The organism is Acidovorax sp. Root70, from assembly GCF_001428225.1.
Lineage (GTDB): Bacteria > Pseudomonadota > Gammaproteobacteria > Burkholderiales > Burkholderiaceae_C > Acidovorax.
On sequence record NZ_LMHQ01000024.1, the window covers coordinates 1 to 14,786 of the forward strand.

A 14,786-nucleotide genomic window follows, 5' to 3' on the forward strand; every position below is an offset into this window, starting at 1 on the left:
CCGAACTTGGCGGACAGCACCGTGGCAATCGCTGCCGTCAGCGTCGTCTTGCCATGGTCCACGTGGCCGATCGTGCCCACGTTGACGTGGGGCTTGGTCCGCTCGAACTTTCCTTTTGCCATTTTTCCGACTCCGAAAAAAATCTATATCAACACAACAGGATCTCGGCGCAACCAGAACCGGACGCACCAGAAAGTGGTGCCCATGGCGGGAATCGGACCCGCGACCTCTCCCTTACCAAGGGAGTGCTCTACCACTGAGCCACATGGGCAATTGACACCGCTTGCGCAGCACCAAAAATTTCTACTCAACAAACCAGCACAACAAACAATGGAGCGGGAGACGGGAATCGAACCCGCGTCATTAGCTTGGAAGGCTAGGGTTCTACCATTGAACTACTCCCGCGCAGACCATCGGTCTTTGCGAACTTGACTTTGCAATCACAAATCAAGCATCACTCTCAACACTGCTCACTCACTGGTGGAGGGGACTGGATTCGAACCAGTGTAGGCGTAAGCCAACAGATTTACAGTCTGCCCCCTTTAGCCACTCGGGCACCCCTCCGGAGAATTTCGAATTATAGCACCAAATTTTCGCGCATTCAGAAAATTAGCGTTTTTGGCGCCCATCACAAACACGGACAGCGTTTGCGACTGCATGCATCATGGTGCGGCTGGCGGGGATCGAACCCACGACCCTTGGCTTCGGAGGCCAATACTCTATCCACTGAGCTACAGCCGCATACCTCTGATCAACACAGCCTTTCATTATTGCATGCGACAAGCATCTCACCAAGAAAAGTCCCCGGTTCTCAGCCTCCGCAGGACGCAGCGGGCATCTTCAAGTCGCCTAGCGACAACCCCACTCCAAGCAAAAATGCGTCGGTGCTGGCGCCCCCCACGCGAACAAGATCGAAACCCCCGTCATTCAGGATCCAGTTGCGGATCAGGCCATCGAACAATGCATGCAAGCTGATGGCGGCCTCCATGGCCGTCATGGGCAGCACCACCTCCTGCGAACTAGCCGCCAGCGCAAAGTCGCGCGCCAGCAGCTGCGTAAACCCCTCGGACGCTGCCACATGGCGCTCGCGCAAGCCCATCAGCTCGCTCACGTATTCCACCTTGTACAGAGCAATCTCAAAAACCCGTCGGGTGTGCTCGTCCGAAGCCACGCTGTGCAGCACCAGCGCCATGACCGCACGAAGCCGCTGCACCGGATCCGCATCGGCACTGTCCTCAAACCTGGCAAAGCCCTGCTCCAGCGGCAACGCAACCCGGTCCATCATGGCGCCAAACAAATCCACCTTGTCTTTAAAGTGCCAGTAGATCGCCCCCCGGGTAGCCCCTGCTGCCTGCGCAATATCGCTCAAAGAGGCCCGAGACACGCCCTTTTCCCGAAACACCCGCTCGGCAGCATCGATCAACCCGTTACGGGTAGCGATTGCATCTTCTTTTGTCCGGCGCGCCATAGTCAAATACCTCGTTGAGTCTCCAAAGCCCTTACAGCTGCCTAGGGGCATCTTGAGCAGTCAACAATTATACATTCATGTCTGTATGTATAATTTCTGATCAAACTGTCGGGACATTGCGTGCGCCGCCCTGCGTCCGCATTTTCTTTCTGACGCTCCCTTTTTGACGCACATCCAACAGAGGACTCTCATGCCCCAACTGCGTGACGCATCCGGCACCCCGCACTTGCGTGCCGCCCCCACCCGACGAGTGCTTTCGCTGGCTGCCATCAGCGCAGCGGTGTTGCTCCTGTCCGCATGCGGAAAGACCGACGGACAGGCTGCTGGCGCCGGGGGCCCCAAGCCCCCACCCGTAGAAGTGGGGGTGGTCACCGCCACCCCCGGCGACGTGGGACTGGTCACCGAACTGCCTGGCCGCGTCGAAGCGTCGCGGGTGGCTCAAGTGCGTGCACGGGCTGCAGGCATCCTGCAGCAGCGCGTCTTCAAGGAAGGCAGTGACGTCAAGGCGGGGCAAGTGCTGTTCCGCATTGATCCCGCTCCTTACGCCGCCGCCGCTGAGAGCGCGCGCGCCAGCTTGGCCAAAGCACAGGCCAACCTCGCACAGGCCAGCGCGCAAGCGGAGCGCTACCGGCCCCTGGTGGCCGCCAATGCCATCAGCAAGCAGGACTTTGTGAATGCAGAGGCGGCCGAGAAGCAGGCACAGGCAGATGTGGCAGCGGCCAAGGCCGCCGTACGCACCGCCGACATCAACCTCAGCTACGCCAGCGTGACGTCCCCGATTTCCGGCCGCATTGGCCGCGCGCTGGTCACCGAGGGGGCCCTTGTCGGCCAGGGCGAAGCTACTGCACTGGCAGTGGTGCAGCAGATCGACCCGGTGTACGTGAACTTCACCCAATCGGCCAGCGACGTATTCCAGCTGCGTCGCGCCATGGAAAGCGGCCAATTCAAGCGCGCGGGCAACGGTCAGGCGGCCAGCGTCAAGCTGGTGCTCAGTGATGGCACCGATTACACGCAAACCGGGAAACTGCTGTTCACCGACCTGTCGGTGGACGCAACAACCGGCCAAGTCACCCTGCGCGCCGAAGTCCCCAACCCCAAGGGTGAACTGCTGCCCGGGCTCTATCTGCGGGTGCGGATTGAACAGGCCCAAGCCAGCAACGCCATCACCTTGCCGCAACAGGCGGTCACCCGCACACAGCAGGGCGATACCGTCAGCGTGGTCGGCGATGACGGCAAGGTGTCGCAACGCACCGTCAAGATCAACGCAGCCCAGAACAACCGCTGGGTGGTGCTGGACGGTCTGAAGGCGGGTGAAAAGGTGATGGTGGACGGATTCCAGAAACTGCAGATGCTGCCCCCAGGAACCCCGGTCAAACCCGTGCCATGGCAAGCGCCAAGCACGCCTGCGCCAGCAGCAGCCACAGCCTCTGCGCCCACCTACGCAGAGGCACCGGCAGCGCCTGCGTCGGCCGCATCCAAGCCATAAGGGGCAATCCAGCATGGCCAAATTTTTCATTGACCGCCCCATCTTTGCGTGGGTGATTGCGCTGTTCATCATGGTGATGGGCGGCGTGGCCATCACGCAGCTACCCATTGCCCAGTACCCGCCAGTGGCGCCCCCATCCATCGTCATCAACGCAGCCTACCCCGGGGCGTCGGCACAAACCCTCGAAGACAGCGTGCTGTCGGTGATCGAGCGCGAGATGAACGGCTCTCCCGGGCTGATCTACATGGAGTCAGTGGCCCAAGCCGATGGTTCCGGCAGCATCACGCTGAGCTTCCAGCCCGGCACCAATGCCGACCTAGCGCAAGTGGACGTGCAGAACCGGCTCTCGCGCGCTTCGCCGCGTCTGCCGTCTGCCGTGACGCAGCAGGGCGTGCGCGTGGACAAATCACGCTCCAACTTCTTGCTGTTCACCATGCTGTCCTCCACCAACCCGGCCACCGACACCGTGGCCCTGGGTGACTATGCCTCGCGCAACGTGGTGCCAGAACTGCAACGCCTCAAGGGCATTGGCCAGGCGCAGCTGTTCGGTACCGAGCGGGCGATGCGCATCTGGATCGACCCGGCCAAGATGCTGAGCTACAACCTGTCAGCCGCAGAGATCACCGCCGCCATCCGCGCCCAAAACGCCCAGGTGGCCAGCGGCACCATTGGCGACCTGCCCAACGTCGCGGGCCAGGGCATTGCCGCCACCGTGGTGGTCAACGGGCAACTGTCCAGCGTCGAGCAGTTCGGCAACATCGTGCTGCGTGCGAACACCGATGGCTCTACCGTGCGCATCAAGGATGTGGCGCGTGTGGAACTGGGCGGCCAGGCCTATGCCACCGCCGCACGTCTGAACGGAAAGCCTGCGGTGGGTATCGGCGTTCAGCTGTCGCCCAGCGGCAATGCCCTCGAAGCCGCCAAGGACGTACGTGCCAAGATGGACGAGCTGTCGCGCTACTTTCCCGAAGGCATGAGCTGGAGCATTCCGTACGACAGCTCGCGCTTCGTGGACATCTCCATCAAGCAGGTCGCAGAAACACTGGTCGAGGCGGTGGTGCTGGTGTTCCTGGTGATGTTCCTGTTTCTGCAGAACTGGCGCTACACCATCATCCCGACCATCGTGGTGCCGATTGCGCTGCTGGGCACGTTTGCCACGCTGCTCGCGCTGGGCTTCTCGATCAACGTGCTGACGATGTTCGGCATGGTGCTGGTGATCGGTATCGTGGTGGACGACGCCATCGTGGTGGTGGAGAACGTCGAACGCATCATGAGCGAGGAAGGCCTGTCGCCACTGGAAGCCACGCGCAAGGCCATGCGCCAGATCTCCGGCGCCATCATCGGCGTGACGGTGGTGCTGATCTCGGTGTTCGTGCCACTGGCATTTTTCGCAGGCTCCACCGGCAACATCTACCGCCAGTTCTCGGCGGTGATGGTGGCCTCCATAGGCTTCTCGGCCTTCATGGCGCTGTCGCTCACCCCCGCACTGTGCGCCACGCTGCTCAAGCCCGTAGAGGCAGGGCACCACCATGAGAAGACCGGGTTTTTTGGCTGGTTCAATCGCGGTTTTTCGCGCACCGCCAAAGGCTACGAAGGTTTCGTGGCGCGCATTCTCCGGCGCGCCGCTCGCTACCTGGTCATTTACGCAGCCATCGTCGGGGCCGTGGCCGTGGTGTACATGCGCCTGCCCACCTCGTTCCTGCCCAGTGAAGACCAAGGCAACATCATCGTCAACGTGCAATTGCCCCCTGGCGCCACCCAGGAGCGCACGCTCGCCGTGATGGAGCAGGTCGAGGGCTTCATCCTCAAGCAGCCTGAAGTGCAGAGCATGGTGGGTGTGCTGGGCTTCAGCTTCTCCGGCCAGGGACAGAATGCGGCCCTCGCGTTCGTGACTCTCAAGGACTGGAGCGAGCGCCATGGCCCCGGCCAGTCGGCGCAGGATGTGGCCAACCGCGCGTTTGGTGCACTGATGGGCATCCGCGATGCGTTCATCTTCCCCCTGAGCCCGCCGCCCATTCCTGAGCTGGGCAACGCCAGCGGCTTCACATTCCGCCTGCAGGACCGAGGCGGTGCGGGGCATGAAGCCCTGGTGAAGGCGCGCAACCAGCTGCTGGGCATGGCATCGCAAAGCAAGGTGCTGACGCAGTTGCGCCCCGATGGCCTGGAAGACGCTCCACAGCTGCAGATCGACATCGACCGGGACAAGGCCAACGCGCTGGGCGTGCCCTTTGATGCGATCAACTCCGCGCTGTCCACGGCACTGGGCTCCAGCTATGTGAACGACTTTCCGAACCAGGGCCGCCTGCAGCGGGTGGTGGTGCAAGCAGATGCTCCGGCGCGCATGCAGCCCGATGACCTGCTGCGCATCAATGCCACCAACAGCCAGGGCAAGCCTGTGCCGCTGTCGGCCTTTGCCACCACGCGCTGGGTGACCGGTGCACAGCAAACCGTGCGCTACAACGGCTACCCGGCCATGCGCATCTCTGGATCGCCTGCGCCTGGCTACAGCACGGGCGCCGCCATGGCTGAGATGGAGAAGCTCGCGGGCCAGTTGCCCCAAGGCTTTGGGTTTGAATGGACAGGCCAGTCACGCGAGGAAAAGCTGGCTGGGTCGCAGTCCCTCATCCTGTACGGCTTTGCCATCCTGGCCGTGTTCCTGTGCCTGGCCGCCTTGTACGAGAGCTGGTCGATCCCCCTGGCCGTGATCCTGGTGGTACCGCTCGGGGTGCTGGGCGTGCTGCTGGCCACGTTGCTGCGCGGCTACGCCAATGACGTGTACTTCCAGGTAGGCCTGATCACCATCATTGGCCTGTCGGCGAAAAACGCCATCCTGATCATCGAGTTCGCCAAGGACCTGCAGGCCCAGGGCAAGGGCGTGATCGAGTCGGCGCTGGCCGCCGCGCATCTGCGGTTCCGCCCCATCGTGATGACCTCGATGGCCTTTGGTCTCGGCGTACTGCCGCTGGTCATTGCGTCGGGCGCAGGCTCGGCCAGCCAGCGGGCCATCGGCACCGGCGTGCTGGGTGGCATGGTCACGGGCACTGCCCTGGCCGTTTTCTTTGTGCCCGTGTTCTTTGTGGTGGTGCGCAGCCTGTTCAAGGGCAGCGCACGCCAGCAGGAAATGAACCGCCGCCATGCAGAAGAAGCAGGAGTTGGAACCCATGACTAAGCACCGCAGCACCTCCATGGCGCTGGCAGCGGCTACAGCGGCTGCGCTGCTGGCTGGCTGCTCATTCATCCCCACCTACGAGCGCCCACAGGCACCGGTCCCTGCGGCCTACGCCAGCGGGGCGGCCGCAACCGCAGGCGCAGCAGCACAGTCGGGCCCCACCGTGCCCTGGCAAAGCTATTTTGCGGAGCCACGCCTGCAACAGCTCATCGACATTGCGCTGGCCAGCAACCGCGACCTGCGCGTGGCCATGCTGAATATCGAGCAGGCTCGGGCGACCTACCAGGTGCGCCGGGCAGACCTGTACCCGGGCGTGGGCCTGGCTGCCAATGCCAGTCGGGCGCCCGCCACCGGCACGGGCAACCTGACCAACTCGTTCAGCGTAGGCCTGGCCGTATCCGCGTGGGAGATCGACTTCTTTGGCCGCATTGCCAGCCTCAAGGAGCAGGCCCTGGCCCAGTACCTCGCCACGGAAGAAGGCCGCAACGCCGCCCAGGTCAGCCTGGTAGCGGCCGTGGCCAACGGCTGGCTGACCCTGCTGGCCGACGAGGAGCTGCTGGACCTGTCGCGCCAGACCCTCGCCTCGCGCGAAGAGTCGGTGCGCCTGACCAAGATGCGCCTGGACGCAGGCGTGGCGTCCGAACTCGACTTCCGCCAGGCAGAGTCGCTCACCCAGGCGGCCCGCGCCACCCTGGCGCAGCAGCAGCGCCAGCGCGCCCTTGACGAAAACGCGCTGGCCTTGCTGCTGGGCCAGGCGCTGCCCCAGGATGTCCGGGCCAGCCTGGCCGGGGGCAAGCTGGCCGATGCGCCTGCGATGGCGTCGCTGCCCGCCGGCGTGCCGTCTGAGCTGCTCACCCGCCGGCCGGACATCCGCCAGGCAGAGCAGCAACTGATCGGCGCCAATGCCAACATCGGTGCCGCGCGGGCAGCATTCTTCCCGCGCATCGCGCTGACGGCGCAGGCGGGCACGGCCAGTGGCGAGCTCTCGGGCCTGTTCAAGAACGGCTCCTGGGGCTTCACCATCGCGCCGTCGCTGCTGCTGCCCATCTTTGACGCGGGCCGCAACCAGGCCAACCTGGACAGCGCACGGGTCGGCCGGGAGATTGCCGTGGCGCAGTACGAGAAGGCCATCCAGACCGCCTTCCGCGAAGTCTCGGACGCCCTGGCCGGGCAAGCCACCTTGGGCGAACAGGCCCAGGCCCAGCAACAGCAGGCGCAGGCAGAGGCTGCACGTTTGCAACTGGCCGACCTGCGCTACCGCAACGGCGTGGCCAGCTATCTGGACCTGCTGGACGCCCAACGCTCGCTGTTCACCGCCCAACAGGCGGTGGTCCAGGTGCGACTGGCACAGCTGCAAAACCAGGTGTCGCTGTACAAGGCACTGGGGGGCGGTGCGCCCGACACCACCGCCCAGACGCCCTCTTGAGCCCCCGCCTTCGAGGGTGCTCAGTCCCCTCGGGCGCGGCGCCCTCTTTGGGGCAAACCCGTGGGTGTCTGCATCGCGCGGGGATGGGAATAACCATCCCCGCAGATATAATTTAAGGTTGATTACACCGAAGCCCCCGATACACCTGAGGACGACATGAGCGACAACCACCACGAAGAAGCCCATACCGGCCCGATCAAGAACCCCAAGCAGTTGCTGGTCGCGGTACTTTTCTCGTTTGTGATTCCGATCTTTGCCATCATTGGCTTGGTCCTGTATGTAACGTCGGCGGACAAGCCCGCTGCCGGCGCGGTCAACCCTGAAAAGGCCATCGCCGAACGCATCCAGAAGATCGGCATGGTCGAGGTGCGTGATGCCAACCGTCCGCTCAAGAGCGGCGAAGACGTGTTCAAGGCCCAGTGCTCGGCCTGCCATGCGTCCGGCGCGGCGGGTGCCCCCAAGTTTGGCGATGCGGCCGCCTGGGCTTCGCGCATCGGCACCGGTTTTGAAGCCCTGGTGCAGTCGGCCCTGAAGGGCAAGGGCGCCATGGCTCCGCAAGGCGGCGGGGACTTCAACGACACCGAAATCGCCCGCGCCGTGGCCTACATGGCCAACGCCGGCGGTGCCAAGTTTGCCGAGCCTGCAGCCCCCGCAGCGGCTGGAGCACAAGCGGATGCCGCCCCGGCCGCCGCCGCTGTTGCTGCCCCAGCGCCTGCTGCTGCCCCCGTGGCCGCTGCAGCGCCCGCTGCACCGGCACCTGCAGCAGCCTCCGCCGGTGCTGGCGAGGCCCTGTACAAACAGGCTTGCCAGGTGTGCCATGCTGCAGGCGTAGCCGGCGCCCCCAAGTTTGGCGACAAGGCCGCCTGGGCCACCCGCCTGTCAGTGGGCATCGACGCGCTGTACGCCAGCGCCGCCAAGGGCAAAGGTGCCATGCCTCCCCGTGGCGGCACACAAGCCTCTGACGCCGACCTGCGCGCGGCTGTGGAGTTCATGGCAGCCGCCGCCAAGTAAGGACGGCTCACCCCCCCCCCCGAAAGCCGGTCCCCGTGACCGGCTTTTTTGTGCCCGCTTCCCGTTGGGCCAGAGCAAGGCGCCGAGATCCCTACCGCCCATGCGCGACCGTGCCTCGGGACTGCAACCGCTGGCGTCAGGGCTGCGGTGGCCTCCCTGCCTGCCACAGCGCGTGCGGACTGCACACATAACCGTAGCGCGCCGGAAGGTCCTGCGCCTTCACGTCCTCGGGCGTCCAGTACCCGCCTGTCACCGCCTCGGCAGCTATGGCTACATCGAGCGTGTGCACCAACCCCAGTCCCAAGTCTGTCTCGAGGTACACACGGCCCTGTTCGTCCAGCAGGCAGCGGCGCACCGACGCTTCTAGGCCGGTGTGGCTGGCTGCACGAAAGTCCTGGGGCTGCAGGCGCCACACCCAGGGCGTAGCCTCCAGCTCCACGTAGACCCGCTGGGGGCCGTTCTGAAAGAACCACTGACCCTGGTCGTCGTGCTCGTAGTTGCGCGCAATGAAAGCCAGCAACTTGTCGTGTTGCAGCAGCGTGCCTTTGCTGCGCGGAAAAGCCCCTGCCGCCTGCGCAGCGTCATCACGCAAATACCAGTGCCCGCGCGTATCCAGCCCCAGCCAGCCATAACAGTCGGGCACGTTGGGCCATTTGGCCAGTGCCTGTTTGACGATGTCATCCATGGGCCGATTGTGCTCCGTGCAGGTGCGGCGCCCCGCTGTGCTCGGCCAGCCACGCGCCCACGGCGTCGGGCATGGCGCGCACATGCCCCGGTGGCAACCCGCGCGGGAACCCCACATGCCCGCCGTGGGGTGGCTGCCACAGCGTGACATGGCGCCCTACCTCGCGCATGCCCGGCAGGCTGCTGGCAGGCACGAAGGGGTCGTTGCGCGCGTTCACCACCAGCGCCGGAATGCGGATGCGGTGCAGCAGCGGCTTGGCCGACGCCCGCAGCCAGTAATCCTCGGTATTGCGAAACCCGTGGACGGGGGCAGTGAAAACGTTGTCAAACGCGTACAGGTCCTGCGCTTTCAACAGTGCTTCCCGGTCAAACAGCCCTGGGTGCTGGGCCAGCTTCTGCAGCGCCTTGGGCACCAGGGTGCGCATGAACATGCGGGTGTACACCAGCCGGTTGAAGCCACGCCCAATGGCATGGCCGCCCGCCGCCAGGTCGATGGGCGAGCACACGGCGGCCACTGCGTCGGCGCTGCGCGCTGCGTCAGTGCCCACTTCGGCGGCCCAGCGCAGCAACGCGTTGCCACCCAGCGACACCCCCACCGCCATCAACGGGCCCTGGTGGCGCGCGCGCAGCTGCCCCAGCATCCAGCCGATCTCGGCATGGTCGCCCGAGTGGTAGGCGCGCGGGGCGCGGTTGATCTCGCCGCTGCAACCGCGGAAGTGCGGCAGCGCGCAGGCCCAGCCGTGTTCGCGCGCCAGATCGGCAAAGGCTTCGCAGTAGTGGCTGCGCGATGAGCCCTCCAGCCCATGAAACACCACCAGCAGCGGCCGGGGGGCGGCGCCTGTTGCGTCACTCCCACCCTCTTGCAGGAAGTCCACATCGACGAAATCACCGTCAGGCGTGTCCCACCGCTCGCGGCGATATTCGGGACGGGGGCCGAACGCGCGGCGCGCGTAGAGTGCGGGCCAGATCGTTTGCAACTGGCCCCCAGGGAGCCATCTTGGTGCTATGTATTTCATAGCTATTGACGCATATTCTGACGGCACTTCTGGCCAAAAAGGTCATAAATCTCCATGCCAGGGCCCTAGTGCAGCACCGGGCGCTGCGCCACGTCCACCTGGGCATCTGGCGCCACGCCGGGGCTGGCATGGTGGGCCACCATGCGCCAGCCTTCGGGGGTCTTGTGATAGACGTTGGTGGCCAGCACCATGGCCTGGTGCAGTCCATCAGGCAGCATCACCTCGACCTGCTCGACCACGCTGTGCACCGCACTCGTCAGCGCCACCACACGGTGCACCTGCACCGGCCGCGCACGCAACGTGCCGTGCGAGAACATGGCCTCGAACGCGGCGCGGATGGCGGCGGGCCCCAGCAGACGCGGACCGCCTGGGTGCACGCAAACGATCTCGTCATCGTCCGCCCAGCAGGACATCAGCAGGTCGATGTCGCCGCGCTGCAGCGCTTCGTAGAACGCAGATTCGGTTTCATCCGAGGAGCCACCCAGGGTGGCTGCTCTTGATTGGGCGCGGGGCATGGTGTTCAGAAGAGGTGTGGGATGGAATGGCGTGACAGCTGCGGCGCCAGCCTGCTATTGTGCGGTGGCGGCGCATGACCGTGCTGGCCTGTGATTTTGTACGCGCCTGGATGCCCCGGCCACTGCAGCAGGCCCGCCACACAGCAGGCGCACCATTGCTTCTGGCACAGTCGCTCCATTTACCACCCCTCGGCGGACTCCACCATCATGATGATCCAACGTCTTCTCGCCCTCTTCACCCTGCTGGCCGCCACGCTCGCGCTGGGCGGCTGCGGCTACAACGACTTCCAGCGCCTGGACGAGCAGTCCAAGGCCGCCTGGAGCGAGGTACTCAACCAGTACCAACGCCGCGCCGACCTGGTGCCCAACATCGTCGCCACCGTCAAGGGTGAGGCCAACTTTGAACAAGAGACGCTGACCAAGGTGGTCGAGGCCCGCGCCAAGGCCACGGCGATCCAGGTCACACCCGAGACGCTGAACAACCCCGAGGCATTCAGCAAGTTCCAGCAGGCCCAGGGCGAGCTGTCCAGCGCCCTGTCGCGCCTGATGGTCGTGTCCGAGCGCTACCCCACGCTGCAGGCCAATCAGGGATTTCGTGACCTGCGGGTGACGCTGGAGGGCACCGAGAACCGCATCACCGTGGCCCGCAACCGCTACATCCAGACCGTGCAGGAGTACAACGTGCTGGCGCGCAGCTTCCCCACCAACCTGACGGCCATGGCCTTCAGCTACGCGCCCAAGCCCAGCTTCACCGTGGCCAACGAGGCCCAGATTGCCGCGCCTCCCACCGTGGATTTCTCCGCCTCCAAGCCCAAGCAATAGACAACCCATCCACACGAGATGATGTGAGCCGAATATGCTGCTAGCGCTTACAAGATATGCACTGACAGCTATATTTTTAATACCATTTTTGCCTACCCTGGGCTGGGCCCAGGCGCAACCGCTGGTCGTGCCACCCCTCACCGGCCACGTCATCGACCAGAGCGGCACGCTCACCACCACAGACACCCAGGCGCTGGAAGGCCAACTGGCTGCGCTCGAGAGGGCCCATGGCGCGCAAGTCGTCGTACTGATGGTGCCCACCACCGCCCCGGAAGACATCGCCGCCTACGCCAACCGCGTCGGCAACTTGTGGAAGATCGGCCGCCGCGAAGTGGGTGATGGCGTGCTGGTGGTGGTGGCCAAGAACGACCGCCGGATGCGCATCGAGGTTGCCAAATCGCTGGAGGGCGCGATCCCCGACATTGCGGCCGCGCGCATCATCGACGGCGCCATGAAGCCCCGCTTTCAGCAGGGCGACTTTGCCGGTGGCCTGGCCGCCGCCGTCACCCAAATTGGCGCACGCATTGCAGGCGAGGCGCTGCCCGCTCCGCCCACCACGCCTTCCGCAACCGCAAAAGGCCCAGGCCATGGCCTTTTTGACTGGACCGACTTTGCCATCTTCCTGTTCTTTGGCGTGATGGTGGGCGGCCCCCTGGCCCGCAGCATCCTGGGCGCGGCCCTGGGCGGGCTGGTGGTGGGAGGCGGTGTGGGTGCCCTGGCGTTCGTATTCACGTCCAGCCTGTTGCTGTCGGTCGGCGCGGGCGTGATCGCGCTGCTCTACACCTGGCTTTTCGGGGGCAGCAGCGGCCCCGTCAGCCTGGGGCATGGCGGCAGAGGCTCGGGCGGATGGAGCAGCGGCAGTTCCGGCGGTTTCGGTAGCGGCAGTGGTGGTGGTGGCTTCAGCTCAGGCGGTGGTGGCGATTTTGGTGGTGGCGGCGCTTCGGGAGACTGGTGATGGATGCGGAGAACAACGACCGACCAACGCACACCCCATGGCGCGCCATCTCGCGCCTGGTCCGCCACCGCTGGCACGATGCGTTTGGCCGATCCGCCATTCCGGCGCCTACGCTGCAGCGCCTCGGCGCGCAGGTCGCTGTCAGCGAGTTGCACCACACCGGGCAGATCCGCATCGTGGTGGAGAGCGGGCTGCCCTGGAGCTACCTGCGGCGCCACGCCAAGGCACGTGAACGCGCGCTCATGCTGTTCAGCAAACACCGTGTGTGGGACACCGAACACAACAACGGCGTACTGATCTACCTGCTGATGCCCGAGCACGCATTCGAGATCGTTGCCGACCGGGGACTGGCGCGGCATGTGCCCCCCGCCACCTGGCAAAGGATGGCCGAGCAGATGTCGGCCCGGTTTCAGCAAGGCCGCTACGAGGACGGTCTGGCGCAGGCCATAGATGCGGTGGGCGCCTTGCTGGCAGAGCACTTTCCACGCACCGCGGACTCCCCATCGATCAACGAGTTGCCTGACGCACCGATGGTGCACTGAGCGCCGCTGAGCAGGCCGCAGACCATTGCTGCGCGCGGAGAAGGCCCACACCACATGCTCCTTCCCGCCTTGTGGGTCCCTGCCGCCTCGAGCGCGCGCCAGGGCCTTCTTCCCCGCCCAGGCCGCCTCCCATAGAGCGCATACCGACCGTCCCGAATTCGTACCCGGGTAATCCATGATCAAGGCCCGTCGAGGCCCACCCAAGTCAGCCTGCACTGGCGCACAGGCTTCCAACGGATCCTTATTGTTTCCAATACTGGAACAGTTAGTTCGCGACCCGGTGGTTTTTCTCTGCCCCCCACCCGCGTACAGTTCATCCCATCGATGAGCCGAACCCGCAAGGCGACTCACCGAACCCGGTNCAATACTGGAACAGTTAGTTCGCGACCCGGTGGTTTTTCTCTGCCCCCCACCCGCGTACAGTTCATCCCATCGATGAGCCGAACCCGCAAGGCGACTCACCGAACCCGGTCTGAAGCAGCTTTCTTTGTTTTTGGCGCTTTGCTCCGGTTTTTCTGAGCCGCTTCTTTAACTTCAAGGATTTCCATCATGAACAACACCGCACGTTTCCTGTCTNGAAGCAGCTTTCTTTGTTTTTGGCGCTTTGCTCCGGTTTTTCTGAGCCGCTTCTTTAACTTCAAGGATTTCCATCATGAACAACACCGCACGTTTCCTGTCTRTCGCCGCTGTCGCCGCTTTCGCTTCCTTTRGTGCCCAGGCYGAYGAAGCCGATGCTTCGCAATTCGCCACCAAGTTCGAAACCAACCGCACCCGCGCTGAAGTGGCTGCTGAAGCCGCTACCGTGGCCCAGACCCGTTCCATCGAACCCGCTGGTTCGCGTGTGGTGACTTACAAGTCCACGGCTGACCGTGCTGCCGTGCGTGCCCAGGCTGCTGAAGCTGTGCGCACTGGCCAGATTTCTTCGGGTGAGCGCGGCTGATTGACCAGGGGCGGGCTTCCTTTGGTGCCCAGGCTGATGAAGCCGATGCTTCGCAATTCGCCACCAAGTTCGAAACCAACCGCACCCGCGCTGAAGTGGCTGCCGAAGCCGCTACCGTGGCCCAGACCCGCTCGATCGAACCTGCTGGTTCGCGTGTGGTGACTTACAAGTCCACGGCTGACCGTGCTGCCGTGCGTGCCCAGGCTGCTGAAGCTGTGCGCACTGGCCAGATTTCTTCGGGTGAGCGCGGCTGATTGACCAGGGGCGGCTGAATCTGCTGCCCTGGCTGCGCCGTATCTCTCAGTACCCCAATCCCTTATTTTTGAATTTTTCGGAGTTTCACCATGAACAACACCGCACGTTTCCTGTCTATCGCCGCTGTCGCCGCTTTCGCTTCCTTTGGTGCCCAGGCTGATGAAGCCGATGCTTCGCAATTCGCCACCAAGTTCGAAACCAACCGNCTTCCTTTGGTGCCCAGGCTGATGAAGCCGATGCTTCGCAATTCGCCACCAAGTTCGAAACCAACCGCACCCGCGCTGAAGTGGCTGCCGAAGCCGCTACCGTGGCCCAGACCCGTTCCATCGAACCCGCTGGTTCGCGTGTGGTGACTTACAAGTCCACCGCTGACCGCGCTGCCGTGCGTGCCCAGGCTGCTGAAGCTGTGCGTACCGGCAAGATCTCCGCAGGCGAAATCGGCAACGCCATGTAATTGCCAAGGCCCCATGCGCACGGCATGAGGGCTTTGTGAGAAG

14 protein-coding genes, 4 tRNA genes and 2 pseudogenes are annotated in these 14,786 nt (G+C 64.3%); 11 read left to right on the plus strand and 9 right to left on the minus strand.

What is annotated here, in order from left to right:
- The 6 genes from ASD94_RS13130 to ASD94_RS13155 all read right to left on the minus strand — a co-directional run.
- Positions 1-122 (minus strand): GTP-binding protein (locus tag ASD94_RS13130; RefSeq protein WP_229827326.1); only part of this gene is annotated, 122 nt, incomplete at its 3' end.
- A 74-nt stretch (positions 123-196) separates the two neighbouring features.
- Positions 197-271 (minus strand) — tRNA-Thr (locus ASD94_RS13135).
- A 60-nt stretch (positions 272-331) separates the two neighbouring features.
- Positions 332-405 (minus strand) — tRNA-Gly (locus ASD94_RS13140).
- A gap of 73 nt (positions 406-478) precedes the next feature.
- Positions 479-564 (minus strand) — tRNA-Tyr (locus ASD94_RS13145).
- Positions 565-665: 101 nt separating this feature from the next.
- A tRNA-Arg gene (locus tag ASD94_RS13150) sits at positions 666-741 on the minus strand.
- Between the two features lie 70 nt (positions 742-811).
- Positions 812-1,468, minus strand: coding sequence for a TetR family transcriptional regulator (locus ASD94_RS13155; RefSeq protein WP_056643661.1), 657 nt, complete (start codon positions 1,466-1,468; stop codon positions 812-814).
- Between the two features lie 190 nt (positions 1,469-1,658).
- Here ASD94_RS13155 and ASD94_RS13160 point away from each other — a divergent pair, with 190 nt between their 5' ends.
- From ASD94_RS13160 to ASD94_RS13175, 4 genes are all read left to right on the plus strand, one after another.
- Positions 1,659-2,954: an efflux RND transporter periplasmic adaptor subunit gene (locus ASD94_RS13160; protein WP_056643663.1), complete on the plus strand. Its 1,296-nt coding sequence runs from the start codon at positions 1,659-1,661 to the stop codon at positions 2,952-2,954.
- 13 nt (positions 2,955-2,967) lie between these two features.
- The gene (locus tag ASD94_RS13165; RefSeq protein ID WP_056643665.1) at positions 2,968-6,123 is read left to right on the plus strand and encodes an efflux RND transporter permease subunit; all 3,156 of its coding nucleotides are present in this window, start codon (positions 2,968-2,970) and stop codon (positions 6,121-6,123) included.
- Entirely contained in the window at positions 6,116-7,549 is a 1,434-nt protein-coding gene (locus ASD94_RS13170; protein WP_056643681.1) for an efflux transporter outer membrane subunit, read from the plus strand. The genes ASD94_RS13165 and ASD94_RS13170 overlap by 8 nt, the downstream gene beginning before the upstream one ends.
- Before the next feature lie 156 nt (positions 7,550-7,705).
- Complete coding sequence (locus ASD94_RS13175; protein WP_056643667.1) at positions 7,706-8,560, plus strand: cytochrome c5 family protein; 855 nt, start codon at positions 7,706-7,708, stop codon at positions 8,558-8,560.
- Between the two features lie 136 nt (positions 8,561-8,696).
- Here ASD94_RS13175 and ASD94_RS13180 read toward each other — a convergent pair whose 3' ends face one another.
- From ASD94_RS13180 to ASD94_RS13190, 3 genes are all read right to left on the minus strand, one after another.
- The gene (locus ASD94_RS13180) at positions 8,697-9,245 is read right to left on the minus strand and encodes a DUF2946 family protein (protein WP_056643669.1); all 549 of its coding nucleotides are present in this window, start codon (positions 9,243-9,245) and stop codon (positions 8,697-8,699) included.
- Positions 9,238-10,260, minus strand: a complete 1,023-nt coding sequence (locus ASD94_RS13185; RefSeq protein ID WP_056643671.1) for a YheT family hydrolase — start codon at positions 10,258-10,260, stop codon at positions 9,238-9,240. Before ASD94_RS13185 ends, ASD94_RS13180 begins: the two co-directional genes overlap by 8 nt.
- A gap of 65 nt (positions 10,261-10,325) precedes the next feature.
- Positions 10,326-10,775 carry a nuclear transport factor 2 family protein gene (locus tag ASD94_RS13190; protein WP_056643673.1) on the minus strand — a complete coding sequence of 150 codons (450 nt, stop codon included), beginning with the start codon at positions 10,773-10,775 and terminating at the stop codon, positions 10,326-10,328.
- 210 nt (positions 10,776-10,985) lie between these two features.
- Here ASD94_RS13190 and ASD94_RS13195 point away from each other — a divergent pair, with 210 nt between their 5' ends.
- From ASD94_RS13195 to ASD94_RS13215, 7 genes and pseudogenes are all read left to right on the plus strand, one after another.
- Positions 10,986-11,597 (plus strand): LemA family protein, encoded by a 612-nt coding sequence (locus tag ASD94_RS13195; RefSeq protein WP_369818061.1) that lies wholly within the window; start codon positions 10,986-10,988, stop codon positions 11,595-11,597.
- 34 nt (positions 11,598-11,631) lie between these two features.
- Positions 11,632-12,552 (plus strand): YgcG family protein, encoded by a 921-nt coding sequence (locus ASD94_RS13200; RefSeq protein WP_056643675.1) that lies wholly within the window; start codon positions 11,632-11,634, stop codon positions 12,550-12,552.
- Entirely contained in the window at positions 12,552-13,094 is a 543-nt protein-coding gene (locus ASD94_RS13205) for a TPM domain-containing protein (RefSeq protein WP_056643677.1), read from the plus strand. Before ASD94_RS13200 ends, ASD94_RS13205 begins: the two co-directional genes overlap by 1 nt.
- 652 nt (positions 13,095-13,746) lie before the next feature.
- Complete coding sequence (locus tag ASD94_RS13210) at positions 13,747-14,034, plus strand: hypothetical protein (protein WP_056643678.1); 288 nt, start codon at positions 13,747-13,749, stop codon at positions 14,032-14,034.
- Positions 14,031-14,288: a DUF4148 domain-containing protein gene (locus tag ASD94_RS23285; RefSeq protein ID WP_082576874.1), complete on the plus strand. Its 258-nt coding sequence runs from the start codon at positions 14,031-14,033 to the stop codon at positions 14,286-14,288. The genes ASD94_RS13210 and ASD94_RS23285 overlap by 4 nt, the downstream gene beginning before the upstream one ends.
- 90 nt (positions 14,289-14,378) lie before the next feature.
- A pseudogene (locus tag ASD94_RS24305) lies at positions 14,379-14,494 on the plus strand (DUF4148 domain-containing protein); the annotation flags it as partial.
- 1 nt (position 14,495) lies between these two features.
- Positions 14,496-14,743 (plus strand): annotated as a pseudogene (locus ASD94_RS13215) (DUF4148 domain-containing protein); the annotation flags it as partial.
- Positions 14,744-14,786: the final 43 nt, after the last annotated feature.